The organism is Sphingomonas sp. QA11 (assembly GCF_028473665.1).
GTDB classification, from domain to species: domain Bacteria; phylum Pseudomonadota; class Alphaproteobacteria; order Sphingomonadales; family Sphingomonadaceae; genus Sphingomonas; species Sphingomonas phytovorans.
Genome location: NZ_CP098774.1, coordinates 223,692 through 250,012, shown reverse-complemented (window position 1 = coordinate 250,012; position 26,321 = coordinate 223,692). Strand labels below are relative to the sequence as shown.

Sequence of the window (26,321 nt, the reverse complement as noted above, 5' to 3'; positions counted from 1 at the left end):
GGGTATGGGAGAGGGGGCGGCCGCGTCTGCGGCCCAAAAGAAGAATCACCCTCTCCCAGCTTCGACTAGGCCCGCGCGAAGAGCGCGAACCAAGTCTGCGCAACCCTCTCCCTCAACGGGAGAGGGCAGGAAATGACCGTCCGCGCTCGTGTCATCCCCTGTCTCGACGTGGCGAATGGCCGCGTCGTCAAGGGCGTCAACTTCGTCGACCTGCGCGACGCTGGCGATCCGGTCGAGCAGGCCCGCGCCTATGACGCGGCCGGCGCGGACGAGCTCTGCTTCCTCGACATCACCGCCAGCCATGAAGCGCGTGGCACCATCCTCGACGTGGTACGCCGTACCGCGGAGGTCTGCTTCATGCCCGTCACCGTCGGCGGCGGCGTGCGCAGCGCCGAGGATGCGCGCGCACTGCTCCTCGCCGGTGCCGACAAGGTCGCGGTCAATTCAGCCGCGGTGTCGCGGCCCGAAGTGGTGTCAGACATCGCCGACCGCTTCGGTAGCCAGTGCTGTGTCGCCTCGATCGATGCGCGGCGCGTCGGCGATCATTGGGAGGTCTTCACTCATGGCGGCAGGCGCGAGACCGGCATCGACGCGGTCGAGCACGCGCTGAAGCTGGTGAAGCTGGGCGCGGGCGAATTGCTCGTCACCTCGATGGACCGCGACGGCACGCGCGACGGGTACGACCTGTCGCTGATCCGCACCATCGCCGATCAGGTCGCGGTGCCCGTCGTGGCGTCGGGTGGAGTCGGCGGCCTCGGCGATCTGGTCGCCGGCATCCTGGAGGGCCATGCCAGCGCGGTGCTTGCCGCCTCCATCTTCCACTTCGGCGAGGCGAGCATCGCCGACGCCCATGCCGCGCTGGCGGCGGCTGGCGTGCCGGTGCGGACACCCCTGGCCGCCTGAACCCCCATCCGTTCGTTTCGAGCGAAGTCGAGAAACCTCGTCCAACATTTGAGGCTTGTTTCTCGACTTCGCTCGAAACGAACGGGACAGGGTATCGCACAAACGGAAAGTTAGGGAGCCCGGGGATAGGAAAGCCCATGCGTTTCCTCCCCGCCCTTCTCCTCGCCGGCCCCGCCTGGGCCGCGCACAGCGGCGTGGCCAGACCGCGCACCAGCCCCGAACTGTCCGACATAGCCCTGTTCGCGATGGCGGCGATCGGCGTCTGGCTGGTCCGCCGGGCCCTGCGCGCCCGCTTCGCCAAGCGTGGGGGCCGACAGCCTAAAGGGGCCGACAGCCTAAAGGATTGACCTTCGCGGCAGTCCGGGGCAGCCCGCGCGCATGGCCGACGATTTCCTCGACACCCTCGAAAACGTGATCCGCAGCCGCAAGGGCGGCGATCCAGACACCTCCTATGTCGCGAAGCTCTTCACCAAGGGCCGCGCCAAGATCGCGCAGAAGCTTGGCGAGGAAGCGACCGAGACGGTGATCGCCGCGATCAGGGACAATCGTGCCGAGATCACCAGCGAAGCCGCCGACCTGATCTTCCACCTGCTCGTCCTCCTCGCTGATGCCGACGTGCCACTCGACGAGGTCCGCGCCGAACTGCGCCGCCGCGAGGGCGTCTCCGGGATCGACGAAAAGGCGGGCCGTACAAACTAACCGTCATGCCGGACTTGTTCAGGCATCCACCGTGCGGCAGGAATCTCGCCCGAGGCTCTTGCGGAGCGGCGGCCCTCGGAACAAGCCAGGGGTGACGAAGGAGAGTTGCATGCCGATCGACGCCACCAGGCCCTATGACGACCAGAACATCTTCGCGAAGATTCTCCGCGGCGAGATCCCGTCCAGCCGGGTCTATGAGGACGAGTTCGCCATCGCCTTCCACGACATCAACCCGCAGGCGCCGACCCACATCCTGGTCATCCCGCGCGGCCCCTATGTCTCCTGGGACGATTTCAGCGCGCGCGGCTCCGATGCCGAGATCGCCGGCTTCGTCCGCGCGGTCGGCACCGTCGCCCGTGATGCCGGCATGGTCGCCCCCGGTTACCGCCTGCTCGCCAATACCGGCCAGCATTCGGGGCAGGAGGTGCCGCATCTCCATGTCCATGTCTTCGCGGGCGCGCCGCTGGGGCCGATGCTGGCCCGCTGACGCTTTTCGCCGCGACGCTACGTTCCGGGGCGATTGGGGGATTGCACCCCCTTGATTTCAGGCTAGGCTCCCGCGATCGAAAAATCGGCGGTGCCCGAGCACCGCCACTGGCGAAATCTGGCGACGCCCGGGCGTCGCTACTGGGGGATCCCTGTTTCATGATATTCGGACGCATCAAGTCGCTCGACGCCATCCTGGCGACGGCTGAGAAAAAATCGCTCAGCCGAACGCTCGGCCCGGTCCAGCTTACCCTGCTGGGCGTCGGCGCCATCATCGGTACGGGTATCTTCGTGTTGACCGCCGCCGCCGCGCAAAAGGCCGGCCCCGGCATGATGCTCAGCTTCATCATCGCCGGCGCGGTCTGCGCCGTCGCCGCGCTCTGCTATTCCGAACTTGCCTCGATGGTGCCGGTTTCGGGTTCCGCCTACACTTATACCTATGCCGTTGTCGGCGAACTGCTCGCCTGGATGGTCGGCTGGGCCCTGATCCTCGAATATGCCGTCGCCGCGAGCGCCGTGTCGGTCGGGTGGTCCGGCTATTTCATGGGCCTGTTGAAAAGCGTGACGGGGTTGCAACTCCCCGGCGTGCTGTCGGCCGGCCCGGTCTGGACCATGAACGGCTGGATTCCCCATGCCGATTTCAGCACCGGCATCATCAACGTCCCGGCGATCATCGTCGCGCTCGGCGTCACCTGGCTGCTCATGATCGGGACGACCGAGAGCGCGCGGGTCAACGCCGTGCTCGTCGCGATCAAGGTCACCGCCCTCACCATCTTCATCGCGCTCACCCTGCCGGTGCTCAAGACCGGTGAGTTCAGCCCCTTCACCCCGAACGGCTGGTTCGGTCCGGAGCATACCAGCGGCATGGGCGTCGTCGGCGCCGCCGCCTCGATCTTCTTCGCCTATGTCGGCTTCGATGCGGTCTCCACCGCCGCGGAGGAAACCAAGAACCCGCAGCGCAACGTACCGATCGGCCTGATCGGGTCGCTCGCCATCTGCACAGTCTTCTACCTGCTCGTCGCTGCCGGCGCGGTCGGCGCGATCGGCGCCCAGCCGGTCATCGGCGCTGACGGCCTGGCCGTCGCCCCCGGCTCGGCCGGTTTCGTCGCCGCCTGCGCGCTCGCCGAGAATGCGGACCGGCTGGTCTGCTCCAACGAAGCGCTCGCCCATGTGCTGCGCATGATCAACTGGCCGATGATGGGCAACGCCCTCGGCCTCGCCGCCAACCTCGCTTTGCCCTCCGTCATCCTGATGATGATGTTCGGCCAGACCCGCATCTTCTTCGTGATGGCGCGCGACGGCCTGCTGCCCGAGAAGCTGGCGAGCATCCATCCGAAGTGGAAGACCCCGCATGTCGTGACGGCCATCACCGGCGTCGGCGTCGCGATCGCGGCCGCGCTGCTGCCGGTCGGCCAGCTTGCCGACATCTCCAACTCGGGCACGCTGTTCGCCTTCTTCATGGTGGCGATCGCGGTGCTGGTGCTGCGCGTCAAGGATCCAAGTCGCCGCCGGCCGTTCCGCACGCCGGTCGTGTGGCTCGTCGCGCCGCTCGCGATCGTCGGCTGCATCTTCCTTTATTTCAACCTGCCGGTCGACGCGATGCTGGTGCTGCCGCTCTGGGGCGGTCTCGGCCTCGTGATCTACTTCGCCTATGGCTATCGCAAGAGCCATGTCGGGCGCGGCCTTGTCGAGGTGAATGAGGCTGAGGTCAGCAGCATCGCCCCGAACCCGCCGCCCGGCGCGGCCTGACCGGCCAGCCGATCCCGGGCACAACAAAAAGGCCGGGGAGTAATCCCCGGCCTTTTTGTTTGTCTCGCGGAGAGAGTAGCGCCCGGGCCTCAGCCCAGCTTCTCCGCCACCAGCGCCTTCATGTCGCACATCGGCCGAGCGCCATAATGCGAGATGATCTCCGCCGCGCAGATCGCGCCGAGGCGGAGCGACTGCTCGAGGCTCTTGCCCTGCGCCTGGCCGGACAGGAAACCGGCGGCGAACAGGTCGCCCGCGCCGGTGGTGTCGACCACCTTCTCGATCGGCTCAGCCCCGACCGAGGCGCGCTGGCTGCCCGAAACGGCGATCGCGCCCTTCTCGCTGCGCGTCACCACCAGCAGCGGCACCTGCGCCGCCGCCGCCGCCACGGCTTCCTCGAAATCCTCGACTTCCATCAGCGCGAGGATCTCGCTTTCGTTGGCGAACATGATGTCGAGCAGGCCCTTGGCCATCAGGTCGCGGAAATCGGCGCCGTGGCGCGAGATGCAGAACACGTCGCTGAGCGTGAAGGCGACCTTGCGCCCGGCTTTCCGCGCGACCTCGATCGCGGCGCGCATCGCCTGGCGCGGTTCCTCCGGATCCCAGAGATAGCCTTCGAGATAGAGGATCGCGCCCGATGCGATCAGGTCGCGGTCAAGCGCGCTCTCCGGCAGGAACTGCGACGCGCCGAGGAACGTGTTCATTGTGCGCTGCCCATCGGGCGTGACGAAGATCAGGCAGCGTGCCGTGGTCGGCTCGCCATCGCGCGTCTCGGTAGTGAAGGCGACGCCGCTCGCGCGGATGTCATGGGCGAAGACTTCGCCAAGCTGGTCGTTGGCGACTTGGCCGATGAACCCCGTCCGGCCGCCGAGCGCAGCGATCGCCGCGACGGTGTTCGCGGCGGAGCCGCCGCTCGCCTCGATGCCCGGGCCCATCTTCGCATAGAGCGCGTCGGCCTCGGCCGGCGAGAAGACGAGTTGCATCGAGCCTTTGGCCATGCCCTGTTCGGTGATGAACGCGTCGTCAGCCTGAGAGAGTACGTCGACGATCGCGTTGCCGATAGCAACCACGTCATAGGTTGGGCTGGTCAAGTCAGTCTCCTGGATGGAAATACCGGCTGGCCGTAAAGGCGCGGGCAGGCGAGCGCAACAGTCTGGACTTGGGGGCATGCGCAGTTACACCGGCCCGATGCTTCGCGCCTTCTTCCTGTCGATCGGCCAACTCGGCGATCCGAAGATCATCCGGGTCTTCCTGAAATCGCTCGCACTGACCCTGTTGTTGCTCGCCTTGTTCGGCGTCGCGATGTGGTACGGCGCCCAGGGACTGGTGGCGCGGATGGGCGCGGGCGCTGAAGCGGGCGGCTGGGTCAGCGCGGCGACGGTGCTGCTGTGGCTTGGCGCTGCCTTTTTCCTGTTCCGGGCGATCGCGATCGCGGTGATCGGCATCTTCGCCGACGAGGTGGTCGCGGCGGTCGAGGCGAAACATTATCCCGAGGCACTGGCCGAGGCGCGCGACGTGCCGTTCGGCCGCTCGGTCAGGATGGGGCTCGGCTCGGCCGGCCGGCTGATCCTGATCAACCTCGCGGTTTCGCCGCTGTATCTGCTGTTGCTGATCACCGGGGTCGGTACGGCGCTGCTTTTCTTCATCGTCAACGGCTGGCTGCTTGGGCAGGATCTCGGCGAGATGGTCGCCGCGCGCCACGTGCCCCACAAGGGCATGACGAGCTGGCGCGGCTCGACCAGCATGCAGCGCTTTGCCCTGGGTCTTGCCGGGACCGCCCTGTTCCTGGTGCCGATCCTCAACCTCGCCGCCCCGGTGCTCGGTGCCGCGATGGCGACTCATCTGTTCCATGGTAGACGACGCGTATGAAGGTGCCTGCGTAATGAAAAGACTTGCCTTGCTGATCCTGCCTGCGCTGCTGCTCGCCGGATGCGGTACCACGGGGGTGGCCCCGCGCCCCGTCCGCGCGGCGCCGGTGCCGATTCCGGTTCCCATCCCCGGCGGCGCGGCCGGGCTCGACCGGGTGCTCGGCCAGACCGGCAACACGCTGGTCGGCCTGTTTGGCCAGCCCGCCGCGGATGTCCGCGAAGGCAGTGCGCGCAAGCTCCAGTTCGGCAACGCCACCTGCGTGCTCGACGCCTATCTCTACCCCAAAGGTCGCGGCGAGCCCGTCGTCACCTATGTCGACGCACGGCAGACCAACGGCAGTCCGATCGACCGGGCAAGCTGCGTCGGCGCGCTGAGCCTGGGACGGACGGGCGCGCGGTAACACAAAAAAGCCCCTCCCCTTCAGGAGTGCAGCGGCAGCCCTGTCCCCCGGACAGGGCAAAGAGCCGCTGCACTGGGTTGGGGTGGGGGACGCCGACTGCCAGACCAGCGGGAGGGGAGTGATTGCGCAGCGGCGAAGATCGTTTCAACGACCCCCTCGATGTTTGTCATAACGTCGGCATTGTTGAAGCGCAGAATGGTGAAGCCGCGATGTTTCAGGCGACTATCTCGCCTCCTGTCTTCCTCAGCATTATGCGTATCGCCATCGACTTCAACGCCCAATCCGATGGCCGGGCAGAAAAAATCCAAGATTGCGTAGGCGTCGGCGACTACATGCTGGCGCCGGAACTTGTACGCTCCAAGTTGTCCGTTGGAGAGGTGTCGCCACAAACGCTTTTCAGGCTCCGTGGGATTGCGGCGCATCTCATGTGCACGCTTCAAAAGTTCAGCTTCTGAAACCACTCAGCGTTCCCCACCCCAACCCCTCCCCTGAAGGGGAGGGGCTTTTCAAATGCTCCGCTCTGCTTAAATGCCCCACTCTGCCTTCACAGTCTCGTCCATTTCCTCTGCCAGCCGCGCCTCCCGCTCCCACTCGAACCGCCCGCGATCCAGCCGCCCGAGCGCCCAGGTCGCCGCCCCCCGCACCACCGGCGACTCGTCGCCCAGCAACCCGGCGACCGGCTCCACCAGCGCATCCGCGCCGCTGTTCCCCGCCGCGATCAGGCAGTTCCGCATCATCCGGTTCCGTCCGATCCGCTTGATCGGCGATCCGGCGAACACCTCGCGAAACCCGGCATCGTCAAGCGCCAGCAGGTCAGCCAAAGCAGGCGCCGCCAGCTCGGCCCGCGGCGCGAAGGCCCGGTTCGCGCTTGCCGACGCGGCGAACTTGTTCCACGGGCACACCGCCAGGCAATCGTCGCAGCCATAGATCCGGTTGCCCATCGCAGCGCGGAATTCGTGCGGGATCGGGCCGGCATTCTCGATCGTCAGGTACGAGATGCACCGCCGCGCATCGAGCCGGTACGGCGCCGGAAACGCATCGGTGGGGCACGCCGCCTGGCACGCATCGCACGAGCCGCAGGTGTCGCGTCCCGGGACGTCCATCGCCAGGTCGAGCGTCGTGTAGATCGCGCCCAGGAACAGCCAGCTCCCATGATCCCGGCTGACCAGATTGGTATGCTTGCCCTGCCAGCCAAGGCCGGCGGCTTCCGACAGCGGCTTCTCCATCACCGGCGCGGTATCGACGAACACTTTCACATCGGCGCCCCGCACCTCGGCAACGAGCCACCGTGCCAGCGCCTTCAGCGCACGCTTCATCACGTCGTGATAGTCGGCGCCCTGGGCATAGACCGAGATGCGCGCCCGCTCCCCCTCCCCCGCCAGCGCGAGCGGATCGACGGCCGGCGCATAGCTCATGCCCAGCGAGATCACGCTGCGCACCTCGGGCCACAGGCCGGCCGGGCTTTCGCGATGATGCGCGCGCGCCTCCATCCAGATCATGTCGCCATGCATGCCCTCGCCAAGCCATTGGTGCAGCCGCTCGGCGGTACGCGGCGCGGCGTCGGCGCGTGCGATCCCGCAGGCGGCGAACCCAAGTTCAACCGCCTTCGCTTTCAGCCGTTCGTTCAGGGCGATGTCGTCGCTCACCGGCACCCGCTATCACGATGGCCGGGAAAAGTGATCCACCGTCGAGACACATTAACGAAGCGCTGGTATCTGGAGCGCATGTTCCGCCCGGGACGAACGGAAGGCAAGACTTGATAACCGACACTCTGGCGATCAGCGCCACCGGACTGGTCAAGAAATTCGGCGACCGCCGCGTTGTTGACGGCATCGACATCGCGGTGCCCACTGGCATGATCTACGGCGTGCTCGGTCCCAACGGCGCCGGCAAGACCACCACGCTGCGCATGCTGCTCGGCATCATCGAGCCGGATGGCGGCACCCGTACCCTGCTCGGCCATGCGCGCCCGCGCGAGGTGAGCGACCGGGTCGGTTATCTGCCCGAGGAACGCGGCCTCTATCCGGCGATGCGGGCGAAGGATGCAATCGCCTTCATGGGCGCGCTGCGCGGGCTCGACCTCAAGACCGGCCGCAGGCGCGCCGTCGCCCTGATGGAGGGGGCCGGTCTCGGCCACGCGGTGGACAGCAAGATCCGCAAATTATCGAAGGGCATGGCGCAGCTCGTGCAATTGCTCGGCTCGGTCGTGCACGAGCCCGACCTGCTGGTGCTCGACGAGCCCTTTTCGGGCCTCGACCCGGTCAACCAGGACCGGCTCGAGGCGCTGATCGTCGGCCAGCGCGACCGCGGCGCCACCATCCTCTTCTCCACTCATGTCATGGCCCATGCCGAGCGGCTGTGCGACCGCCTCGCGATCATCGCCGGCGGCAAGCGCCGTTTCGAAGGCACGGTGGCCGACGCGCGCGGCATGCTGCCGATGCGGGCGCACTATGTGCCGCATCATGATGGAGAGGGTATCGCCGCCCTGCTCCCGCCCGATGCCGAACGCGACGGCGATGGCTGGCGTTTCATCGTGCCCGATGGTGGTGTTGAGGACATATTGAAGCGGCTGATCGATGCTGGATACGGCATATCAGGCCTGTCGATGGAGCGGCCGGGTCTTCACGACGCGTTCGTGCGAATCGTCGGCCCCGATGCCCTCAAAGACGAACCGAATGCGGAGATCGCGGCATGAGCGCCCGTCCGACCGGCAATCTCCGCCGCCTCCTCCGCCAGACATTGACCATCGCCCGCCGCGATTTCGTGGCGACCGTGTTCACGCCGATGTTCCTGGTGTTCCTGTTCACCCCGGTGCTGATGCTCTCCTTCGGCCTGATCGGCGGCATGGGGGCCTCGTCGGTCACCAGCGCCTCGGTTGAAAAGGCAAGCATTGTCGCGATCGTCGATCCCGCGCGGCAGGAACCGATGCGCGCCGCCGACAGGCGCCTGCGCCAGCTCTATGCCAGGGATGACCGGCCACCCGCCCTCGTCATGCAGGTCCCGACCGACAATCCCGCCGGTCAGGCGCATGTCGCGTTCAGCGATCGGGGCAGCGACGCCTCGGCCGCACTCTACGGCGACCTTACCCGCCCGACCATCCTCTATGGCGGCTTCGGCCGCCGCGACGCCAATTTCCTCGCCCAGCTCGCCGAGGAAACGCTGCGCATGGAAAGAAGCGGCACCGCCGCGCTCAGCACGCCGACCCTGACGTCGATCGCCCGCGCCGAGCCGACGCCGACCGGCAACAAGCGTTCGGCCTTTTTCGCGGTGTTCGGCATCTTCTTCCTGACCCTGTTCCTTGCCGGCCAGGCAGTCGGCACCATGGCGGAAGAGCGCAGCAACAAGGTGGTCGAGGTGCTTGCCGCCGCCGTGCCGCTCGAGGCGGTGTTCTTCGGCAAGCTGATCGGCATGTTCGGATCGGCGCTGCTGTTCATCGGCTTCTGGGGCACGCTGGTCAGCCAGATCGACGTGTTCGTGCCCAATGCGCTCGGTGCCGCGTTCCGCGACATCGGCCCAGCGGTCGGCATGCCTGCTTTCTCGCTGCTGTTCGTCGCCTATTTCGCCATGGCCTATATGCTGCTCGGCGCGGTGTTCATGGGCGTTGGCGCCCAGGCGAGCACTCCGCGCGAGCTCCAGCTCCTCTCCCTGCCGATCACCATCCTGCAGATCATGATCTTCGGCGCCTCGGTCCAGGCGGTGTCCCGCCCCGACAGCTGGCTCGCCCGCGCGGTCGAGATTTTCCCGTTCAGCTCGCCCTATGCAATGGCCGGCCGTGCGGCCAACGCACCCGAGATCTGGCCGCATATCGCGGCGCTCGCCTGGCAATCGCTATGGGTCGCGATCGTTATCGCCGTCGCCGCCCGCGCCTTCCGCCGCGGTGTGCTGCAGTCGGGCAGCGGCAAGATCAACTGGAAGGGGCTGATCGGGCGCTAAGGCGCCCGAAACATCGGTTGGCTCCCCTTTCCTTTTCCTTCCCCGGCGAAGGCCGGGGTCCAGTCGTGGGACATTTCTGGCTGGCGTTGCGCGCCGTTACCTGAACCTTCCCCACTGGACCCCGCCTTCGCCGGGGAAGGTGCTTTTGCGGGCTGGTTGAAGGGCACATCGCCAATACCTGCCTTCGGCAACGACGCCATCGTTCGACCTTTCCTAACCACCATCCTGGCGATCCCGTTGCAAAACACAATTGACACAAGTGTCAGCTAAGGCTTTCCTGCGCCCATAAGGAGAGCGGACAATGGCGACACAAGCACTGCATGCGGTCGAAACGGCGGTCGATCCGCTCGATGTGAGCCGGCCGGAGCTCTATCGCGACGATGTGTGGCAGGCACCCTTCCGCCGGCTCCGCGCCGAATCGCCGGTCCATTATGTCGAGCAGTCCGGCTTCGGCCCCTATTGGTCGGTCTCGACCTACAAGCCGATCGTCGAGGTCGAATCGCTTCCGGACATTTATTCGTCCGAGGCGGGCGGCATCACGCTCGCCGATTTCATCGAAAATTCGCCGACCGATGTGCGCATGCCGATGTTCATCGCGATGGACCGGCCCAAGCATACCGGCCAGCGCCGCACCGTCGCGCCTGCCTTCACGCCGAGCGAGATGGTCCGCCTCTCCGACAATATCCGCATGCGCACGGCCGAGGTGCTGGACAGCCTGGAGTGGAACAAGGAATTCGACTGGGTCGACACCGTCTCGATTGAGCTGACCACCCAGATGCTGGCGATCCTGTTCGACTTCCCCTGGGAGGACAGGCGCAAGCTGACCTTCTGGTCCGACTGGGCCGGCGATATCGAGCTGGTGAAGACCGAGGAGCTCCGGCTCGAACGCCTAAAGCACATGTATGAATGCGGCGGCTATTTCCAGAATCTGTGGAACCAGAAGCTCGGCAAGGAGCCGACGCCCGACCTCATCTCGATGATGATGCATTCGGACGCGATGGCCGAGATGAGCCAGATGGAGTTCCTGGGGAACCTGATCCTACTGATCGTCGGCGGCAACGACACCACGCGCAACTCGATGACCGCCGCCGCCTATGGCCTCGACCGGTTCCCGGACGAGCGCGCCAAGCTCGAGGGGGATCCGTCGCTGATCCACAATGCCGTGCAGGATATCATCCGCTGGCAGACCCCGCTTGCCCATATGCGCCGTACCGCGACCGAGGACACAATGCTTGAAGGACAGCAGATCAGGGCCGGCGACAAGCTCGCGCTCTGGTATCTCTCGGCCAATCGCGACGAGAGCGTGTTCGAAAATGCCGACAAGATCATCGTCGACCGCCCCAATGCCCGCCGGCATCTTGCGTTCGGCCATGGCATCCATCGCTGCGTCGGCGCCCGGCTCGCCGAGCTCCAGATCGCGACGCTGCTGGAGGAAATGGCCCGGCGCCGCATGCGGGTGAACGTGGTCGGCGAGCCGGAACGCGTCGCTGCCTGCTTCGTCCACGGCTATCGCAAGCTGCCGGTCGAGATCAGCAAATATTGAGCATCTGACTACCCTCTCCCGCGGTCGCGGGAGAGGGCTATGGCCCCGCGCACGTGCCGATGGATGACGCGCGTCCATGGAGGCCGATCCGGACGACGAGCCCGTCAGGCCGGACTTTTTCCGGCATCCGCCGTTCACCAAGAGTCGAAAGCGGTTGGCACGCGGCACGGTGGCTCCTGGAACGAATCCGGGCCAGCGATTAGATCCCTCGCTGGACGCCCTACCGCGACTGGCCCTCTCACCAAGCCTCGCATCATAGTGTCAGGCTCAGGCACATTCGAACGCCAGGTATGACTGCGTCGACGCGTCCACGCGCATTTCCAGCGATTTTCCCGCCTTTGGTACACGAAATACCCTGACACCCCCGAATCTGTTGCCGCAAGGACACAGATCGCGCGCCGGTTTCACGCTTCTGTCATCGCACCATCATGCCGGCGGGATCACAATTTTCCGCAAGGGGGTGAAAATCAGGGCAATAAACTTGGAGACGATGCATGAAATTCCGTAGCAAAGCCCGCTTCGCCGTGTCCGCCTCCACCTTCGCCGTCGCTCTTCAGGCTATGCCTGCCCTCGCGCAGACGCCGCCACCGACATCCCCGCCTGCGCAACCGGCCACCCAGGCCGCGCCCGCCAATGTCGCGGACATCATCGTCACCGCCCGCAAGCGCCCGGAGACGCTGCAGAACGTCCCGATCGTCGTCACCACGGTCAATCGCCAGCTCATCCAGGATACCGGGGTGAAGGACATCAAGGATCTCGCGCTGCTCGCGCCGGGCCTGCTCGTCACCTCGACGACCAGCGAATCCTCCACCACGGCGCGCATCCGCGGCATCGGCACGGTCGGCGACAATCCCGGGCTTGAATCCTCGGTCGGCGTGGTGATCGACGGCGTCTATCGCTCGCGCAACGGCGTCGGCTTCGGCGATCTCGGCAATATCGACCGGATCGAGGTGCTGAAGGGCCCGCAGGGAACCCTGTTCGGCAAGTCGGCGACCGCCGGCGTGATCAACATCCTGACCGCCGAGCCGCAATTCACCCTGGGCGGCAATGCCGAATTCACCGTCGGCAATTATGGCGCGATCGGCGGGTCGGCGGAGGCGACCGGGCCGCTGATCGACGACAAGCTGGCCGTCAGCCTCTATTTCGCCGATCATTCCCGCGACGGCTTTTTCCATGTGAACACCGGGCCCGGCCCGCGCACCGACACGCGGGACAACAACCAGAATTACTACACCCTGCGCGGCCAGCTGCTCGCCAAGCCGACCGACACGCTGACATTGCGGCTGATCGGCGACGTGTCGTCCCGCGACGAACATTGCTGCATGGCGGTGATCACCCGCGCCAGCGCCGGCAATTTCGCCAACAATCTCGTCGCCGCGCTCGGCGGCAATGATGGCGACCCGAGCAACCCCTATGCCCGCAACGCCTATGCCAACCGCCCCGATCTACAGCATGTCGTCGACAAGGGCGTCTCGCTCCAGGCCGACTGGGATGTCGGCCCCGGCACGCTGACCTCGATCACCGCCTATCGCAACTGGAAGACGGTCGGCGGGTTCGACGCGGATTTCTCGACCGCCGATATCGATTACCTGCCCTCGGACAACAGCAACTCGTCGCAGTTCCGCACCTTCAGCCAGGAACTGCGCTACGCGGGCACCACCGGCAAGCTCGACTATCTGATCGGCGGCTTCTTCTCGAACGAAAAGCTGCGGCAGAACACCAGCATCCTCGTGGGCAGCCAGTTCACGCCCTATCTCGGCCTGCTCTTCTCGTCGCTGGTCGAGGGCACGCCGGACCCGAACTTCCTTCAGACTGGCCTGACCTTCCCCTATGTCGGCGGGGTCAATTACGCGGCGAATACCGGCTCGGTCGATCGCTATCGCCAGACCGACAAGACCTATGCGATCTTCACCGACAACACGCTGCACATCACCGACAAGCTCGCCTTCCAGGGCGGCGTCCGTTTCAATATCGACGACAAGACGCTGTATCAGAACAGCAGCAATATCGGCGGCGGGGCCGGATGCGCATCGGCGAACGCGGCGTTCGCCATTCTCAACGCGGCGAATCCGGCGGCGGCGGCGCAGCTTGCCGCGGTCAACAATACGATGTGCCTCCCCTTCCTCAGCCCCGGCTACAACAACTTCACCAACCACCAGTCCGAGAGCGAGAATGTATTCTCGGGCACGGCGAAGCTCTCCTACCGCTTCAGCCCAAGCCTGCTGGTCTATGCCTCCTACGCCCGCGGCTACAAGGCGGGTGGCTTCAACCTCGACCGGGTCCAGTGCGTCATCGGCACCGCCGGCTGCGCGCCGGGCAGCGCCGCGGCGCTCACGCCGATCCTCGACACCTCGTTCGCCGGTGAGTTCAACAACTCGTTCGAGCTTGGCGAGAAGGCGACGCTGTTCGACCGCAAGCTCCTGCTCAACGCGACCTTGTTCTACCAGAAATATTCGAATTTCCAGCTCAACACCTTCAACGGGCTGGTCTTCGTGGTGGATTCGATCCCAAGCGTGGTCAGCAAGGGAATCGATGCCGATTTCGTGTGGTTCGCCACGCCGAAGCTCAGCTTCCAGGGCGGCCTGACCATCGCCGACACCCGCTATGACCTGACCGCATCTCAGCTCGCCGATCTGGCCGCCAAGACCGGCTTCCTCGGCGGCCAGCACTCGCGCCTGTCGCTGGCCCCGCTCTATTCAGCCTCGTTGTCGGGAACCTACACCCACAACATTTCCGACAACTATAAGGCCCGGTTCAACATGGGCCTGAAATATTCGTCCTCCTACAATACCGGCTCGGATCTCGATCCGGGCAAGGTCCAGAAGGGCTATGTCGTCTCCAACGCCCGTATCGGCTTCGGTCCCAGCAACGATCGCTGGAGCATCGAGGCCTGGGCGGAAAACCTGTTCGACACCAACTACAAGCAGGTGGCGTTCAATTCCGGCTTCCAGAACGTGCCGACCAACGCGACCGGCGTGCTCGACGCCTTTCTCGGCGCGCCGCGCACCTTCGGCGGTACGCTTCGGGTGAAATATTGATCGACGCCTCAGCACGAGGCGACAACAAATACCTGGAGTCATTCCCGATCAACTTCGGCCGTCACGCCGGACTTGTTCCGGCATCCACCGTTCCGCAAGCTTATCGGCCCCTGGGTCGCGGTACGGTGGGCCCCGGGACAAGCCCGGGGTGACGGCGGATGCGACCTCATCGAGGTCGACTCTACCGGAGAGCCCGGGCCTCCCGCATCGCCCATAGCGTGAGTCCCACACCGATGACCGCCGGCACGGTCACCGCGGGAAAGTCTCGCGCGATGGCCGATGCCCCGCAAATGCCGACCGCCACTTCCCACAGATGGAACAGCGCATGCCCGGCCAGCCAGAATGTCGCCGCGCCCCAAAGGGGAACGCGCATCGCCGGCCGCGCGGCGCCCCAGATATAGGCAGCACCGACCAGCACGAAGATCAGCCCGATGTCGCGGATGAAATGCTGGTTGAACGGGCCGGTAGTGGTGACCCCGGGCACGGCGACATACCAGTCGCCCGGAATGGCAAGCATGATCAGGCCATTGGCGACCGCGCCAAGGCCGAGGATCGCGGCGAGAACGGGAACGATGTTCCGCATGTCATGATACTCCCGGAGAGGTGACGTCCGCCTGGCCGAAGGCGAGCGCGACATGGGCCAGCTTGTCGGGGTTGCGCATGATGTAGATCGCCGCGATCCGCCCGTCGCGGATCTCGAGCGCGGTGGTCTGCAACAACTGCCCGCGATCGATGCTGACATAGCCGGGCAGCCCGTCGATCGAGACAGGCTTCAGCATGACCGGCCGATAGGCATGCTTGCGCGCCAGTCCGGCGAACATGCGCAGCACCTTGGCGACGCCCAGGATGGGATTGCGGAAGGCAAGCACCCGCCCGCCGCCATCGGAATAGACCGCTACATCCTCCGCCAGCATCGTCCGCAACGTCGCGACATCGCCGTCGCGCGCCGCCGCGAAGAAGGCGCGCGCAATGCGGTCGGCCTCCGCCTGCTCGACCGGATAGCGCGGCCGCGCCGTCTGGACATGCTTGCGCGCGCGCACCGCCATCTGGCGGACGGCCGCCGCATCACGGTCGAGCGTGCCCGCCACCTCGCTCAGCGCGACGCCGAACACGTCGTGCAGCAGGAACGTCGCGCGCTCCAGGGGGGAAAGCCGTTCGAGCGCGAGCATCAGGGTCAGGGTCAGGTCGTCGGCCTGTTCGTCCTCGGTCGATCCGACCAGCGGTTCGGGCAGCCAGGCGCCGTAATAGGTCTCGCGCCGCGCCCGCGCCGAACGCATCTGGTCGAGGCACAGCCGCGTGACGATCCGCGTCAGATAGGCGGCGGGCACGTCGACCGATTCCTCGACCCGCGACCAGCGAAGCCAGGCATCCTGGACGATATCCTCCGCTTCGGAGAGCGAGCCGAGCATGCGATAGGCGAGACGCAGCAGCCGCGGCCGCTGCGCCTCGAACAATGCCGATGCCGGGTCAGGCGGCGACACTGGCACGCTCCACCGGATGCGGCGCGCGGAAACCCACCTGGAGCCGGTTCCACACATTGATCGCGCCGATCATCAAGGTGAGCTGGACCTGTTCGGCGTCGCCGAAGCTCGCCTTGACCGGCGCATAGTCCGCATCCGGCGCGCCGGTCTCGGAAAGGCGGGTCAGCGCCTCGGTCCAGCCAAGCGCCGCACGCTCACGCTCGCTGTACAATGTCGATTCGCGCCATGCCGGCAGCATGTACAACCGCATCTCGCTCTCGCCCGCCTTGCGCAGGTCGGTCGAATGCATGTGGATGCAGAAGGCGCAGCCGTTGATCTGCGACGCGCGCAGCTTCACGAACTCCTTGACGCTGAACTCGATGCTCGACGATTCGAAGCTCGCCTCGAGCGCCATCATCGCCTTGATCCCCTCGGGGGCGAGAATATGCGGGTTGCGCAAACGTGGGGTCATGGTCGGTCTCCAGGCGTGCACCATGCACGCATGCCGACATGACGGAATAGCCCGAACGAGTGTGACATGGTGGCGCAAGTTTTTTTGCGCCGTCATCCGGCCCATCCGTAACCGGACGTGCCGGCTCCGCGAATATCGCAGGGAAGCGCGAGGCCGGGACAGGCGGCGTGCATCTCGTGGACCCGGTGCCGCGTACCTATATCCGTTTCACCGATACGCCCGGAGACGAGGAAGATCATGACCCCAGACCGCCGCAGCTTCCTCACCCTGGCCGGCACCGGCGCCGCCGCTTTCGCGCTGTTCGGCTGTCGCGGCAGCGCCTCCGCCGGCCCGCCCGAGACATTCGAGGTGACGCTGACCGACGCACAGTGGAAGGCGAAGCTCTCCCCAGCCGCCTATCGCACCCTGCGCCACGAGGCGACCGAGACGCCCTTCACCAGCCCGCTCAACAACGAACACCGTGCCGGCATCTTCTCCTGCGCCGGGTGCGCGCTGCCGCTCTATTCGTCGAAGACCAAATTCGACAGCGGCACCGGCTGGCCAAGCTTCTGGGCGCCGCTGAAGGACGCGGTGCGGACCCGCCAGGACCGCTCGCTCGGCTTTTCGCGCATCGAGGTCCATTGCCGCCGCTGCGGCGGGCATCTCGGCCATGTCTTCGATGACGGCCCGAAGCCGACCGGCAAGCGCTATTGCATGAACGGCGTGGCGATGATTTTCGCGCTGGGGAAGGCATGACCTTCTACCTCTCCCTTGAAGGGAGAGGACGAAATATCAGAAGCTGATCTCGTCCGACATGCTGAGCGACGCGAGCGTCATGCGCGCCAGCGGCTGCTGCGTATCGGTGTCGACCGAGTCATTGTCCGCCGCGCGATCCGAATAGATGAAGCCCTTGGTCGGATAGGAGCTGGTGCCGAGGCCGCCATTGGGGCCGTACCACACCTTGACCATGCTCCAGTCGCCGGCTTCCGACACGTCGACCGCGCGGACGTTGCGCTCGATGCCGCCGCGGCGCGACCAGTTGGCGTGGGTCAGCAGCACTTCGCGGTCGCTGACGACCTCGCTCACCATCGCGACATGGCCAAGGCGCATCCGGCCGGTCGAGGAGAAAGCGAGGACGGCACCGACCTTCGGCGCATGGCCGCGAGCGTAGTGGCCGGCGGCCTGGCTCCACCAGGTATTGGCGTTGCCATGGATTTCGATGCCGGAAATGGTGCGGGCATAAGGGGCGCACTGCCAGAACTGCGCCATCGCCGGGGTCGTCGCCATCAGGCTGCACGAAACTACCAGCGCAAAACGCGCTGCAAACGCCCGGAAATTCATGTGGCCCCCTCAGGTCCCGCTAAATTCGTGAGCCTCTCAAAGCAGTTCGCGCCGGGATGGGGAACCCCGGCGACCCGACGAATGGAACCTTTTAGGACGAACCGTGTTTACCGGGCGATGACTGCCTTTCGCCGCACGCCGTTTGGCGCGTGTGTGGCAATGCGCCCTCGCCAATTCGCTGCATGACGGCTAGAATCGCCTCATGAAATCTCTCGCCCCGGCCCTGTGCCTGCTCCTGCTCGCCTGTTCGGACCGGAGCGGCACCGGCGGTAATGACGACGTCTTGCTGAACGCAAACGAAACGCCGGTCGCGCTGCGCCCCGGGACTCTGCCGGTGCGGATCGGCGAGGGCGGCCCCGCCTTCCTGGCCTGCAACAGCATCGGGCGCGTCACGAACCCGCCCTCGGGCGAGACCTATCTGCCCGTGCATGCGGCGCCCTTTGCCGAGGCCGACGAGGTGATGCGGCTCGACGCGGGGGCACAGCTCCGCGTCTGCACCCGCTCGATCGACCAGCGCTGGATGGGCGTCGTCATAGCCCCGCCCGGAGCCCCGGATACCGATTGCGGCGTATCCGCGCCTGTCGCATCTCCTCGTGCCTATACGGGACCATGCAAATCGGGCTGGGTATCGAGCGCCTTCATCCGCCTGATCGCCGGATAAGCGCCTTGGATCGGGCCACGCGAAGACACGAAGCGCTGTAACGGAAGCGGCGCACCAGCCTGCTACCGGATCGAACCGCACGAGCCCGGGATGTCGAAGGAAGATTCGCCGGACCTCTCCTTCGCGCCTTCGCGTCTTCGCGTGAACCCGACCTTCCTACCCCGACACGACGACTGCCTGACCCACGCTGGCGCTCTCAAGGCGCGTGCGGCGCGCCTTCGCGTTCAGCCGCCGCCATGCTCAGCGCCAGCCGCTCCTCATGCTCAGCCCGCCCGAACGGGAAGCGCGCATAGCAAAGGCCAGCCAGGCCGTAGAACAACAGCTCTAGGCACACGAACACGATGGTCAGCCGGTCGATCGTCGCCGACGGCACCATCCCCGGCCTGGCCGCGGCAGGAAACGCGGCAAAGGCAAGAACCGCACCGGCCATGAAGATGCCCAGCCCGCCGACCATCTTCTGCACGAAGAAGCCGCCGGCAAAGAACACGCCTTCGGATCGCTGCCCGGTACGCGTCTCCGATTCCTCGACCACGTCGGCCAGCATCGCCGCGCCGAGGATGAACGCACCAACGCTGCACGCCGTGTTGACCATGAAGATCGCCAGCAGGACCGGCAGCATCGCCGGCGAGCCGGGCTCCGGGAACAACCCGAGCAGGCGCAGGATATAAGGCGAGACGAGCAGGATCGCGCTGACGAACGACAGGATCATGCCGACGCGCGGCTTGTTGGCGCCCTTGGTCAGCATCGGCGCCAGGATGAAGGAGCCCACCGCGCCGAGCAGCAGCGCGGCCGACAGCCATTGATAATCCGCCCCCTCGAACCGCCAGACATAGCTGTACAGATAATTGGACAGCGCGAAGGAAACGCCCTGCGCGGTATAGGCGAACACACCCGCCGCCATCAGGATCAGGAACGCCCTGTTCGACACGGTCGCGCGGAACTGGGCGAAATGCGCGGCGAAGCTCGCGGTCGATTTCGGCACCCTGGGCAGATGCTCGATCTCATGATGAAGGCCGATCGACGAGATGACGATCGACAGCGCCATGACGATCGCGGCGAACAGCGCCATGCGCGAATAGCCATCGGCATTCTGCAGGCCGACCGGGTGAGTGGCGTCCGGCACCAGGAACACGGCATAGGCAAGCGACAGCATCGCCAGCCCGCCGCCCCAGCCGAACAGGTAACGATAGGAGAAGAGCCGGGTGCGCTCGTCATAGTCGGAGCTCAGCTCGGGCCCGAGCGCCGAGGAGGGGATCTCGAACGCGGACAACGCGATCCGCACCATCAGCGCGCTGCCGAACACGTAGAACAGCGTTGCCGTCTCCGACCAGGCCGGCGGGTTCCACAACAGCAGCCAGCCGATCGCGACCGGCAAAGCGGAGGCGTACATCCAGGGATGCCGCCGCCCCCAGCGGCTGCGCGTATGATCGGAGAAATAGCCTACCGCCGGGTCGACGAACGCCTCGACCACCAGCGCGCACATGATGGCGATGCCGACGGTGCTGGCCGGCAGGCCGACCACCTGGTTGTAGAACAGCAGCAGGAAGGTCGCGAAGCCATTGTCCTTCACGCCGTACGCGATCGATCCGATCCCGAACGACAACCGGCTGCGCAGGCCGAGCCTGCGCGGCGCCGGCGCGGCGATGGTGGCCCCGGCTGGGTTTAAGCTCAAGACGCGAACTGCTCTAGCGCGGCGAACATCGACGGCGCTTCCGCATCCCAGCTATGCCGCGGGCCGATCGTCATGCCGCCATCGACGGTGATGTGCGTGCCGGTGACGAAGCTGGCGTCGTCGCTCGCCAGATAGGCGACCGCGGCCGCGATGTCCTCGGGCTTGCCGGAACGCTGCAGCGGCTGGGCATGCGCCGCTATTCCCCGGATCATTCCATTCGCCATGTCGCGTTTTTCGCCTTCGATGCCCAGGGCAGCGGTGAAGATGTTGGTCGTGATGAAGCCCGGGCAGACGGCGTTTACCCGGATATTGTGACGGGACAGATCAGCGGCGGCCATGGTCGTCAGATGCAGCACGCCGGCCTTCGCCACCGAATAGGCGGTCGGCGCGGCACCGGTCTGCAGCGCGGCGATCGAGGCGGTGTTGACGATCGCGCCGCCGCCCCGCGCGATCATCAGCGGCGCGGCGTAGCGGATGCCCATCGCCACCGACCGCAGCAGCAGTGCCTGGGTGCGGTCCCAGTCCTCGGCCGAAATCTCCCCGATCGGGTCGCGCGATCCGCCCGCGCCGGCATTGTTGAACACCACGTCGAGCCCGCCCGCCGCATCGGCCGCCGCCATCAGCGCGGCGATATCCTCGACCTTCGTCACGTCGGTACGCCGGAAATGGATTCGCCCGTTCGACGTCGCGGCCAGGTCCTGCCCGCCAGCCTCGTCGATGTCGCCGACCCACACCTCGGCACCCTCTTCAACCAGCCGCAACGCCGTCGCGCGGCCGATTCCCGAGGCACCACCGGTCACCACGGCGCGCTTGCCTGCAAAACGCATCATCTTCCTGCATCCTCTGTTTTGAGCAGCATAGTATGGGCCTCAGCCCCGTCAATGCAGGCTTTTTGAATTTTGGGTTTGCGAACCGCTTGCGAGACGGGCTCCCCTTCACTACCAACCATGGCCCCGGACATGTTCCGGGCACCACCCCGGGAGCGCTTGCGCCCGCGGAACGGTGGACGACGATGTGGAGAGCACGGTGGCCCTGGATCCCGAAACCTTCGACGCGCTGATCGACACGGTTCGCCGCTTCGTGACCGAACGCCTCCGCCCGCTCGAAGGCACGGTGGAGGAAGCTGACGCGATCCCCGCCGACATCATCCGCGAAATGCGCGAGCTGGGCCTGTTCGGCCTGTCGATCGCCGAGGAATATGGCGGTCTCGGCCTCACCATGAGCGAGGAGGTGCGCGTCGCGATCGAGTTCGGCCGCACCACCCCCGCCTTCCGCTCGACCTTCGGCACCAATGTCGGCATCGGCAGCCAGGGCCTGGTGATGGCGGGCTCGGACGAGCAGAAGGCGCAGTGGCTGCCCCGCATCGCCAGCGGCGAGATCGTCACCAGCTTCGCGCTGACCGAACCCGATGTCGGCAGCGATTCGGGCAGCGTGAAGACCAGGGCGGTCAAGGCCACGGATTCCGATGGGGTCGACATCTACCGCCTCACCGGCACCAAGCGCTTCATCACCAATGCCGACAAGGCCGACCTGTTCACCGTGATGGCCCGCACCGGCGCTGAGGCGGGTGGTCGCGGCGTCTCCGCCTTCCTCGTCCCGCGCGATCTGCCCGGCCTCTCGATCGGCGAGCCCGAGAAGAAGATGGGGCAAAAGGGCGCGAAGGTCGCCGATGTGATCTTCGATGACGTGCCCGTCCCGGCCGCCAACCGGCTCGGCGCCGAGGGCGAGGGCTTCAAGATCGCGATGCGCGTGCTCGATCGCGGGCGGCTGCATATCGCGGCGGTTTGCGTCGGCGTGGCCGAGCGGCTGATCGCCGACTCGGTCGCCTATGCCAGCGACCGCAAGCAGTTCGGCAAGCCGATCGCCGAGCATCAGCTGATCCAGGGCATGATCGCCGATTCCAAGACCGAGGCGCTGGCCGCCCGAGCGCTGGTGCTTGAGACGGCGGCTGCCAAAGATGCCGGCAAGGACGTGGTGATGGAATCCGCCGCCGCCAAATATTTCGCGAGCGAGATGGTCGGCCGAGTCGCCGACCGCGCCGTGCAGATCTTCGGCGGCGCCGGCTATATCGCTGACTACGGCATCGAACGCCTCTACCGCGACGTGCGCCTGTTCCGGATCTACGAAGGGACCAGCCAGATCCAGCAACTCATCATCGCCCGCGAGACGATCAGGCGCGGGGGATAGAAAAATCCGTCACCCCGGACTTGTTCCGGGGTCCACCCTTGAGCTTTTCCACCGGCCGATTGGTTTGCGGCGCGGTGGATGCCGGAACAAGCCCGGCATGACGAAAATGGAGAGACAGACATGGACACGACCAACCTCTTCCGCCTCGACGGGCGCACAGCCCTCATCACCGGCGGCTCGCGCGGCATCGGCAAGATGATCGCGGCCGGCTTCATCGCCCAGGGCGCGACCGTCTACATCTCCTCGCGCAAGGCCGATGCCTGTTTCGAGGCAGCGAAGGCGCTGGGGGAGAAATGCATCCCGCTGCCCCAGGACGTCTCCACCGTCGCTGGCTGCAAGGCGCTCGCCGCGCAGCTCGCCGAGCATAGCGACAAGCTCGACATCCTGGTCAACAATGCCGGCGCCGCCTGGGGCGAGCCGTTCGAGGACTTCCCGGAAAAAGGCTGGGACAAGGTGATGGACCTCAACGTGAAGTCGCCCTTCTTCCTCACCCAGGCGCTCCACCCGGCGCTGAAGGCCGCCGCCAGCCATGAGCGCCCGGCCAAGGTGATCAACATCACCTCGATCGACGGCCAGCGGCTCAATCCATGGGAAACCTACAGCTATCACGCCTCGAAATCGGCGTTGATCTACCTCACCAAGCGCATGGCGGCGCGGCTGATCACCGATTCGATCAACGTCACCTCGATCGCGCCCGGCGCGTTCGCCAGCGAAATGAACAAGGCGGCGCGCGACCATGGCGAAGCGATCGCCAAGGGAATCCCGGCGAAGCGCATCGGCGTCGACGAGGATATGGCCGGCGCGGCGATCTACCTCGCGAGCCGTGCCGGCGATTATGTGGTGGGGGATACGATCACGGTCGACGGCGGCCTGGTCAACGCCGCGCTCGGGACATCGATCGACGCCTGAAACTTAAAGCCCCTCCCCTTCAGGGGAGGGGCTTTTAGGGATTACCGCGCGATCCCGCCCGCGGCCAGCACCGCCAGCGTCACCAGCTCGCTCGCGGTACTGGTCATCGGCGCGATCTGCACCGACTTCTCCATGCCGACCAGCATCGGCCCGATCACTGAATCCCCGCCAAGCTCGCGCAGCAGCTTCGCCGAGATATTGGCCGATTGAAGCCCCGGCATGATCAGCACGTTCGCCGGCCCGGAAAGCCGCGCGAACGGATAGTTCGCGAGCTGCTTCGGGTTCAGCGCAACGTCGGGCGCCATCTCGCCTTCATATTCGAAGCCGACCTTGCGCTCGTCCAGCACCTGCACCGCGGCCCGCAGATTCTCCAGCCAGCGCCCCTCGGGATTGCCGAAGGTCGAATAGCTCAGGAACGCCACGCGGGGCTCATGCCCCATGCGCCGCGCGACCAGGGCGGTCTGCTCGGCGATATCGGCGAGTTCCTCGGCGGTGGGCCGTTCGTTGATCGTCGTGTCGGCCATGAACACGGTGTGCGTCTGCCCCACCATCAGATGGATGCCGAACGGCGTGCGGCCGACCTCGGGGTCGATCACCTTGCGGACCTCGCGCATGGTATGCGCATAGGTGCGGGTGATGCCGGTGATCATCGCATCGGCCTCGCCGAGCTGGAGCAGCACCGCGCCGAAGATGTTACGGTCCTGGTTGATCATCCGCTCGACGTCGCGGTGCAGATAGCCGCGCCGCTGAAGCCGCTTGTACAGGAAGTCGACCATCTTCGGCACCAGCGGCGAGTTGCGGCTGTTGTGCAGCTCGTAGCTTTCCGGATCGCTGACGCCCAGCGCCTTCAGCCGCTCATACACGTCGTCGCGCCCGACCAGCACCGGCGTGCCGTATCCGCCATCCTTGAACGCGATCGCCGCGCGCAGCACGACTTCTTCCTCGCCTTCGGCGAACAGCACCCGCTTGGGATGCGCCCGCGCGCCCTCATAGGCGAGACTCAGCACCGAGGTGGTCGGGTTCATCCGCGCGCGCAGCGACTGGCGATAAGCCTCCATGTCGAGGATCGGCTTGGTCGCGACCCCCGAATCCATCGCCGCCCTGGCGACGGCGGCCGGCACGATCTCCATCAGGCGCGGATCGAACGGCGCCGGGATGATATAGTCGGGGCCGAAGGTGTGGCGCACGCCATAGGCGACCGCCACTTCCTCGGGCACCTGCTGGCGCGCCAGCGCGGCCAGCGCCTCGGCGGCGGCGACCTTCATCTCGTCGTTGATCGTCGTCGCGCGCACATCGAGCGCGCCGCGGAAGATGAACGGGAAGCCGAGCACATTGTTGACCTGGTTCGGATAGTCCGACCGGCCGGTGGCGATGATCACGTCGGGCCGCGCGCGCTTCGCCTCGGGCGGCGAAATCTCGGGATCGGGATTGGCCATGGCGAAGACGATCGGCTTGGCCGCCATCTTCATCAGCAGTTCGGCGGGCAGCGCCCCGGCGGCGGACAGGCCCATGAACACATCGGCACCGTCCAGCGCCTCGGCCAGCGTGCGCTTGTCGGTCTTCACCGCATGCGCCGACTTCCACTGGTTCATGTCGTCGGTGCGGCCCTGGAAGACAACGCCGGTGCGGTCGCACATCAGCAGCTGGTCGTGCGGCAAGCCCATCGCCTTGATCAGCTCGGCGCAGGCGATCGCCGCCGCGCCGGCGCCGTTCATCACGACCGTCGTCTCCTTGATGTCGCGGCCCGTCAGATGGAGCGCGTTGATCAGGCCGGCGGCGGCGATGATCGCGGTGCCGTGCTGGTCGTCATGGAATACCGGGATGTTCATCCGTTCGCGCAGCGTCTGCTCGATCACGAAACATTCCGGGGACTTGATGTCCTCCAGGTTGATGCCGCCGAAGCTCGGTTCCATCAGTTCGATCGCGTCGATCAGCCGGTCGACATCCTCGGTCTTGAGCTCGATGTCGATCGCGTCGACATCGGCGAAGCGCTTGAACAGAACCGCCTTGCCTTCCATCACCGGCTTGGAGGCCAGCGCGCCGAGATTGCCCATGCCCAGGATCGCGGTCCCGTTGGAGATCACCGCGACCAGATTGCCCTTGGCGGTATAGTCGTATGCAGTAGCGGGGTCGTCATAGATCGCCTGCACCGGCACGGCGACGCCAGGGGAATAGGCCAGTGCCAGGTCGCGCTGGGTCGCCATCGGCTTGGATGCGATGATCTCGATCTTGCCCGGCCGGCCTTCCGAATGGAACAGCAGCGCCTCGCGTTCGGAAAACTGGACGTTCGATTCCTCGGCCATGCATCTCTCGCTTTCGTCGTCGCCATCACGCGGGCGCGAATCCTATAGGATCAATGCCTTTAGAGGCAAGTTGACCCTACGTCACCCCGGACCCGTTCCGGGGCCAACCCTGCCGCGCATGCTGGTCCCTGGCTCTTGCGGCAAGGTGCTGGCCGGGACAAGCCTGTCAGTGGCAAAAAGTAACCGCCGATACGACGATGACGATTCCTCCCCTGCGCCCGACATAAGAAAAGGCGTGGACGGCACATGACGCCCACGCCTTCCCGCTCCACACGGGGAAACTCAGATCAGGTTGATCTCGACCGCGATATTGCCGCGCGTCGCCTTGGAATAGGGGCAATGCTGGTGCGCCCCGTCGACCAGCGCACGGGCCACATCGCCCTCGACGCCCGGCAGGCTGACATTCAGCCGCGCCCGGAGGAAATAGCCGCTCGAATCATTCGCCAGGTCAACCTCGGCATCGACCGCGAGATCCGCCGGCAGCGCGACCTTCAGTTCGCGCGCCACCAGCCCCATCGCGCCGATGAAGCAGGCCGACCAGCCAGCCGCGAACAACTGTTCAGGGTTGGTGCCACCACCGGACGTACCGGGCGAGGAAAGCTTGATGTCCAGCCGGCCGTCGCTGCTCTGCGCCGCGCCGTCACGGCCGCCGGTGGCGTGGGTCTTGGCGGTGTAGAGAATCTTGGTCTCGGACATGCTCTGGCTCCTTCACAATATCAA

At 66.0% G+C, this 26,321-nt stretch carries 26 protein-coding genes; 15 read left to right on the top strand and 11 right to left on the bottom strand.

The genetic code is table 11. The features are described 5' to 3' along the window. The first annotated feature begins 132 nt into the window (after window positions 1–132). The 5 genes from hisF to NDN01_RS01235 all read left to right on the top strand — a co-directional run bounded on the left by hisF (window position 133) and on the right by NDN01_RS01235 (window position 3,837). Window positions 133–903 (top strand): imidazole glycerol phosphate synthase subunit HisF, encoded by a 771-nt coding sequence (gene hisF / locus NDN01_RS01255; RefSeq protein ID WP_272625327.1) that lies wholly within the window; start codon window positions 133–135, stop codon window positions 901–903. A 137-nt stretch (window positions 904–1,040) separates the two neighbouring features. After that, window positions 1,041–1,250: a hypothetical protein gene (locus NDN01_RS01250; RefSeq protein ID WP_272625326.1), complete on the top strand. Its 210-nt coding sequence runs from the start codon at window positions 1,041–1,043 to the stop codon at window positions 1,248–1,250. A 31-nt stretch (window positions 1,251–1,281) separates the two neighbouring features. Continuing rightward, a complete protein-coding gene (locus NDN01_RS01245) occupies window positions 1,282–1,602 on the top strand; it encodes a phosphoribosyl-ATP diphosphatase (protein ID WP_272625325.1) in 321 nt (106 codons plus the stop codon). 109 nt (window positions 1,603–1,711) lie between these two features. Then, window positions 1,712–2,089 carry a histidine triad nucleotide-binding protein gene (locus NDN01_RS01240; RefSeq protein WP_272625324.1) on the top strand — a complete coding sequence of 126 codons (378 nt, stop codon included), beginning with the start codon at window positions 1,712–1,714 and terminating at the stop codon, window positions 2,087–2,089. Between the two features lie 158 nt (window positions 2,090–2,247). Continuing rightward, window positions 2,248–3,837 carry an amino acid permease gene (locus NDN01_RS01235; RefSeq protein WP_272625323.1) on the top strand — a complete coding sequence of 530 codons (1,590 nt, stop codon included), beginning with the start codon at window positions 2,248–2,250 and terminating at the stop codon, window positions 3,835–3,837. Between the two features lie 89 nt (window positions 3,838–3,926). On the opposite strand, the gene NDN01_RS01230 is transcribed toward NDN01_RS01235, so the two are convergent. Further along, complete coding sequence (locus NDN01_RS01230; protein WP_272625322.1) at window positions 3,927–4,925, bottom strand: adenosine kinase; 999 nt, start codon at window positions 4,923–4,925, stop codon at window positions 3,927–3,929. Window positions 4,926–5,001: 76 nt separating this feature from the next. On the opposite strand from NDN01_RS01230, the gene NDN01_RS01225 reads away from it, so the two are divergent. Further along, on the top strand, window positions 5,002–5,703 hold the full coding sequence (locus tag NDN01_RS01225; RefSeq protein ID WP_336298338.1) for an EI24 domain-containing protein: 702 nt from the start codon (window positions 5,002–5,004) through the stop codon (window positions 5,701–5,703). Between the two features lie 13 nt (window positions 5,704–5,716). Beyond that, window positions 5,717–6,103, top strand: coding sequence for a hypothetical protein (locus tag NDN01_RS01220; RefSeq protein WP_272625321.1), 387 nt, complete (start codon window positions 5,717–5,719; stop codon window positions 6,101–6,103). Window positions 6,104–6,123: 20 nt separating this feature from the next. Here the strand turns inward: NDN01_RS01220 and NDN01_RS01215 are convergent, their stop codons facing one another. Then, complete coding sequence (locus tag NDN01_RS01215; RefSeq protein WP_272628447.1) at window positions 6,124–6,525, bottom strand: endonuclease domain-containing protein; 402 nt, start codon at window positions 6,523–6,525, stop codon at window positions 6,124–6,126. Between the two features lie 102 nt (window positions 6,526–6,627). Beyond that, entirely contained in the window at window positions 6,628–7,749 is a 1,122-nt protein-coding gene (gene queG, locus NDN01_RS01210) for a tRNA epoxyqueuosine(34) reductase QueG (RefSeq protein WP_272625320.1), read from the bottom strand. 113 nt (window positions 7,750–7,862) lie between these two features. On the opposite strand from queG, the gene NDN01_RS01205 reads away from it, so the two are divergent. The 4 genes from NDN01_RS01205 (at window position 7,863) to NDN01_RS01190 (ending at window position 14,617) form a co-directional block, all read left to right on the top strand. Further along, a complete protein-coding gene (locus NDN01_RS01205) occupies window positions 7,863–8,798 on the top strand; it encodes an ABC transporter ATP-binding protein (protein ID WP_272628445.1) in 936 nt (311 codons plus the stop codon). After that, window positions 8,795–10,036, top strand: coding sequence for an ABC transporter permease (locus tag NDN01_RS01200; RefSeq protein WP_272625319.1), 1,242 nt, complete (start codon window positions 8,795–8,797; stop codon window positions 10,034–10,036). The genes NDN01_RS01205 and NDN01_RS01200 overlap by 4 nt, the downstream gene beginning before the upstream one ends. Window positions 10,037–10,337: 301 nt before the next feature. Then, window positions 10,338–11,579 carry a cytochrome P450 gene (locus tag NDN01_RS01195; RefSeq protein WP_272625318.1) on the top strand — a complete coding sequence of 414 codons (1,242 nt, stop codon included), beginning with the start codon at window positions 10,338–10,340 and terminating at the stop codon, window positions 11,577–11,579. Between the two features lie 494 nt (window positions 11,580–12,073). Then, window positions 12,074–14,617 (top strand): TonB-dependent receptor, encoded by a 2,544-nt coding sequence (locus NDN01_RS01190; protein WP_272625317.1) that lies wholly within the window; start codon window positions 12,074–12,076, stop codon window positions 14,615–14,617. Between the two features lie 181 nt (window positions 14,618–14,798). On the opposite strand, the gene NDN01_RS01185 is transcribed toward NDN01_RS01190, so the two are convergent. From NDN01_RS01185 to NDN01_RS01175, 3 genes are read right to left on the bottom strand one after another with little or no spacing between them, the layout of a single operon-like run. Further along, the gene (locus NDN01_RS01185) at window positions 14,799–15,200 is read right to left on the bottom strand and encodes a hypothetical protein (RefSeq protein ID WP_272625316.1); all 402 of its coding nucleotides are present in this window, start codon (window positions 15,198–15,200) and stop codon (window positions 14,799–14,801) included. A gap of 1 nt (window position 15,201) precedes the next feature. Further along, entirely contained in the window at window positions 15,202–16,026 is an 825-nt protein-coding gene (sigJ, locus tag NDN01_RS01180) for an RNA polymerase sigma factor SigJ (protein ID WP_443025273.1), read from the bottom strand. A 58-nt stretch (window positions 16,027–16,084) separates the two neighbouring features. Next, window positions 16,085–16,549 carry a carboxymuconolactone decarboxylase family protein gene (locus tag NDN01_RS01175; RefSeq protein ID WP_272625314.1) on the bottom strand — a complete coding sequence of 155 codons (465 nt, stop codon included), beginning with the start codon at window positions 16,547–16,549 and terminating at the stop codon, window positions 16,085–16,087. A gap of 237 nt (window positions 16,550–16,786) precedes the next feature. Between NDN01_RS01175 and msrB the strand changes: the two genes are divergently transcribed. Then, window positions 16,787–17,284: a peptide-methionine (R)-S-oxide reductase MsrB gene (gene msrB / locus NDN01_RS01170; protein WP_272625313.1), complete on the top strand. Its 498-nt coding sequence runs from the start codon at window positions 16,787–16,789 to the stop codon at window positions 17,282–17,284. Between the two features lie 36 nt (window positions 17,285–17,320). Here msrB and NDN01_RS01165 read toward each other — a convergent pair whose 3' ends face one another. Beyond that, window positions 17,321–17,869, bottom strand: coding sequence for a CHAP domain-containing protein (locus tag NDN01_RS01165; protein ID WP_272625312.1), 549 nt, complete (start codon window positions 17,867–17,869; stop codon window positions 17,321–17,323). 202 nt (window positions 17,870–18,071) lie between these two features. On the opposite strand from NDN01_RS01165, the gene NDN01_RS01160 reads away from it, so the two are divergent. Then, the gene (locus tag NDN01_RS01160; RefSeq protein WP_272625311.1) at window positions 18,072–18,530 is read left to right on the top strand and encodes a hypothetical protein; all 459 of its coding nucleotides are present in this window, start codon (window positions 18,072–18,074) and stop codon (window positions 18,528–18,530) included. Between the two features lie 196 nt (window positions 18,531–18,726). Here the strand turns inward: NDN01_RS01160 and NDN01_RS01155 are convergent, their stop codons facing one another. Then, window positions 18,727–20,202, bottom strand: coding sequence for an MFS transporter (locus tag NDN01_RS01155; protein ID WP_272625310.1), 1,476 nt, complete (start codon window positions 20,200–20,202; stop codon window positions 18,727–18,729). Then, entirely contained in the window at window positions 20,199–21,029 is an 831-nt protein-coding gene (locus tag NDN01_RS01150; protein ID WP_272628443.1) for an SDR family NAD(P)-dependent oxidoreductase, read from the bottom strand. Before NDN01_RS01150 ends, NDN01_RS01155 begins: the two co-directional genes overlap by 4 nt. 199 nt (window positions 21,030–21,228) lie before the next feature. On the opposite strand from NDN01_RS01150, the gene NDN01_RS01145 reads away from it, so the two are divergent. Both NDN01_RS01145 and NDN01_RS01140 read left to right on the top strand, forming a co-directional pair. Further along, the gene (locus NDN01_RS01145; protein WP_272625309.1) at window positions 21,229–22,389 is read left to right on the top strand and encodes an acyl-CoA dehydrogenase family protein; all 1,161 of its coding nucleotides are present in this window, start codon (window positions 21,229–21,231) and stop codon (window positions 22,387–22,389) included. 120 nt (window positions 22,390–22,509) lie between these two features. Further along, window positions 22,510–23,298 (top strand): SDR family oxidoreductase, encoded by a 789-nt coding sequence (locus NDN01_RS01140; RefSeq protein ID WP_272625308.1) that lies wholly within the window; start codon window positions 22,510–22,512, stop codon window positions 23,296–23,298. Between the two features lie 41 nt (window positions 23,299–23,339). Here NDN01_RS01140 and NDN01_RS01135 read toward each other — a convergent pair whose 3' ends face one another. Continuing rightward, entirely contained in the window at window positions 23,340–25,601 is a 2,262-nt protein-coding gene (locus tag NDN01_RS01135) for an NADP-dependent malic enzyme (protein WP_272625307.1), read from the bottom strand. 282 nt (window positions 25,602–25,883) lie between these two features. Further along, a complete protein-coding gene (locus tag NDN01_RS01130; protein WP_272625306.1) occupies window positions 25,884–26,297 on the bottom strand; it encodes an organic hydroperoxide resistance protein in 414 nt (137 codons plus the stop codon). Window positions 26,298–26,321: the final 24 nt, after the last annotated feature.

Coding starts and splice junctions, on each gene's coding strand:
- hisF (WP_272625327.1), top strand. CDS start 133: ATGACCGTCCGCGCTCGTGTCATCCCCTGTCTCGACGTGGCGAATGGC.
- NDN01_RS01250 (WP_272625326.1), top strand. CDS start 1,041: ATGCGTTTCCTCCCCGCCCTTCTCCTCGCCGGCCCCGCCTGGGCCGCG.
- NDN01_RS01245 (WP_272625325.1), top strand. CDS start 1,282: ATGGCCGACGATTTCCTCGACACCCTCGAAAACGTGATCCGCAGCCGC.
- NDN01_RS01240 (WP_272625324.1), top strand. CDS start 1,712: ATGCCGATCGACGCCACCAGGCCCTATGACGACCAGAACATCTTCGCG.
- NDN01_RS01235 (WP_272625323.1), top strand. CDS start 2,248: ATGATATTCGGACGCATCAAGTCGCTCGACGCCATCCTGGCGACGGCT.
- NDN01_RS01225 (WP_336298338.1), top strand. CDS start 5,002: ATGCGCAGTTACACCGGCCCGATGCTTCGCGCCTTCTTCCTGTCGATC.
- NDN01_RS01220 (WP_272625321.1), top strand. CDS start 5,717: ATGAAAAGACTTGCCTTGCTGATCCTGCCTGCGCTGCTGCTCGCCGGA.
- NDN01_RS01215 (WP_272628447.1), bottom strand. CDS start 6,525: ATGCGCCGCAATCCCACGGAGCCTGAAAAGCGTTTGTGGCGACACCTC.
- NDN01_RS01200 (WP_272625319.1), top strand. CDS start 8,795: ATGAGCGCCCGTCCGACCGGCAATCTCCGCCGCCTCCTCCGCCAGACA.
- NDN01_RS01195 (WP_272625318.1), top strand. CDS start 10,338: ATGGCGACACAAGCACTGCATGCGGTCGAAACGGCGGTCGATCCGCTC.
- NDN01_RS01190 (WP_272625317.1), top strand. CDS start 12,074: ATGAAATTCCGTAGCAAAGCCCGCTTCGCCGTGTCCGCCTCCACCTTC.
- NDN01_RS01185 (WP_272625316.1), bottom strand. CDS start 15,200: ATGCGGAACATCGTTCCCGTTCTCGCCGCGATCCTCGGCCTTGGCGCG.
- sigJ (WP_443025273.1), bottom strand. CDS start 16,026: ATGCTCGGCTCGCTCTCCGAAGCGGAGGATATCGTCCAGGATGCCTGG.
- NDN01_RS01175 (WP_272625314.1), bottom strand. CDS start 16,549: ATGACCCCACGTTTGCGCAACCCGCATATTCTCGCCCCCGAGGGGATC.
- msrB (WP_272625313.1), top strand. CDS start 16,787: ATGACCCCAGACCGCCGCAGCTTCCTCACCCTGGCCGGCACCGGCGCC.
- NDN01_RS01165 (WP_272625312.1), bottom strand. CDS start 17,869: ATGAATTTCCGGGCGTTTGCAGCGCGTTTTGCGCTGGTAGTTTCGTGC.
- NDN01_RS01160 (WP_272625311.1), top strand. CDS start 18,072: ATGAAATCTCTCGCCCCGGCCCTGTGCCTGCTCCTGCTCGCCTGTTCG.
- NDN01_RS01150 (WP_272628443.1), bottom strand. CDS start 21,029: ATGCGTTTTGCAGGCAAGCGCGCCGTGGTGACCGGTGGTGCCTCGGGA.
- NDN01_RS01140 (WP_272625308.1), top strand. CDS start 22,510: ATGGACACGACCAACCTCTTCCGCCTCGACGGGCGCACAGCCCTCATC.
- NDN01_RS01135 (WP_272625307.1), bottom strand. CDS start 25,601: ATGGCCGAGGAATCGAACGTCCAGTTTTCCGAACGCGAGGCGCTGCTG.
- NDN01_RS01130 (WP_272625306.1), bottom strand. CDS start 26,297: ATGTCCGAGACCAAGATTCTCTACACCGCCAAGACCCACGCCACCGGC.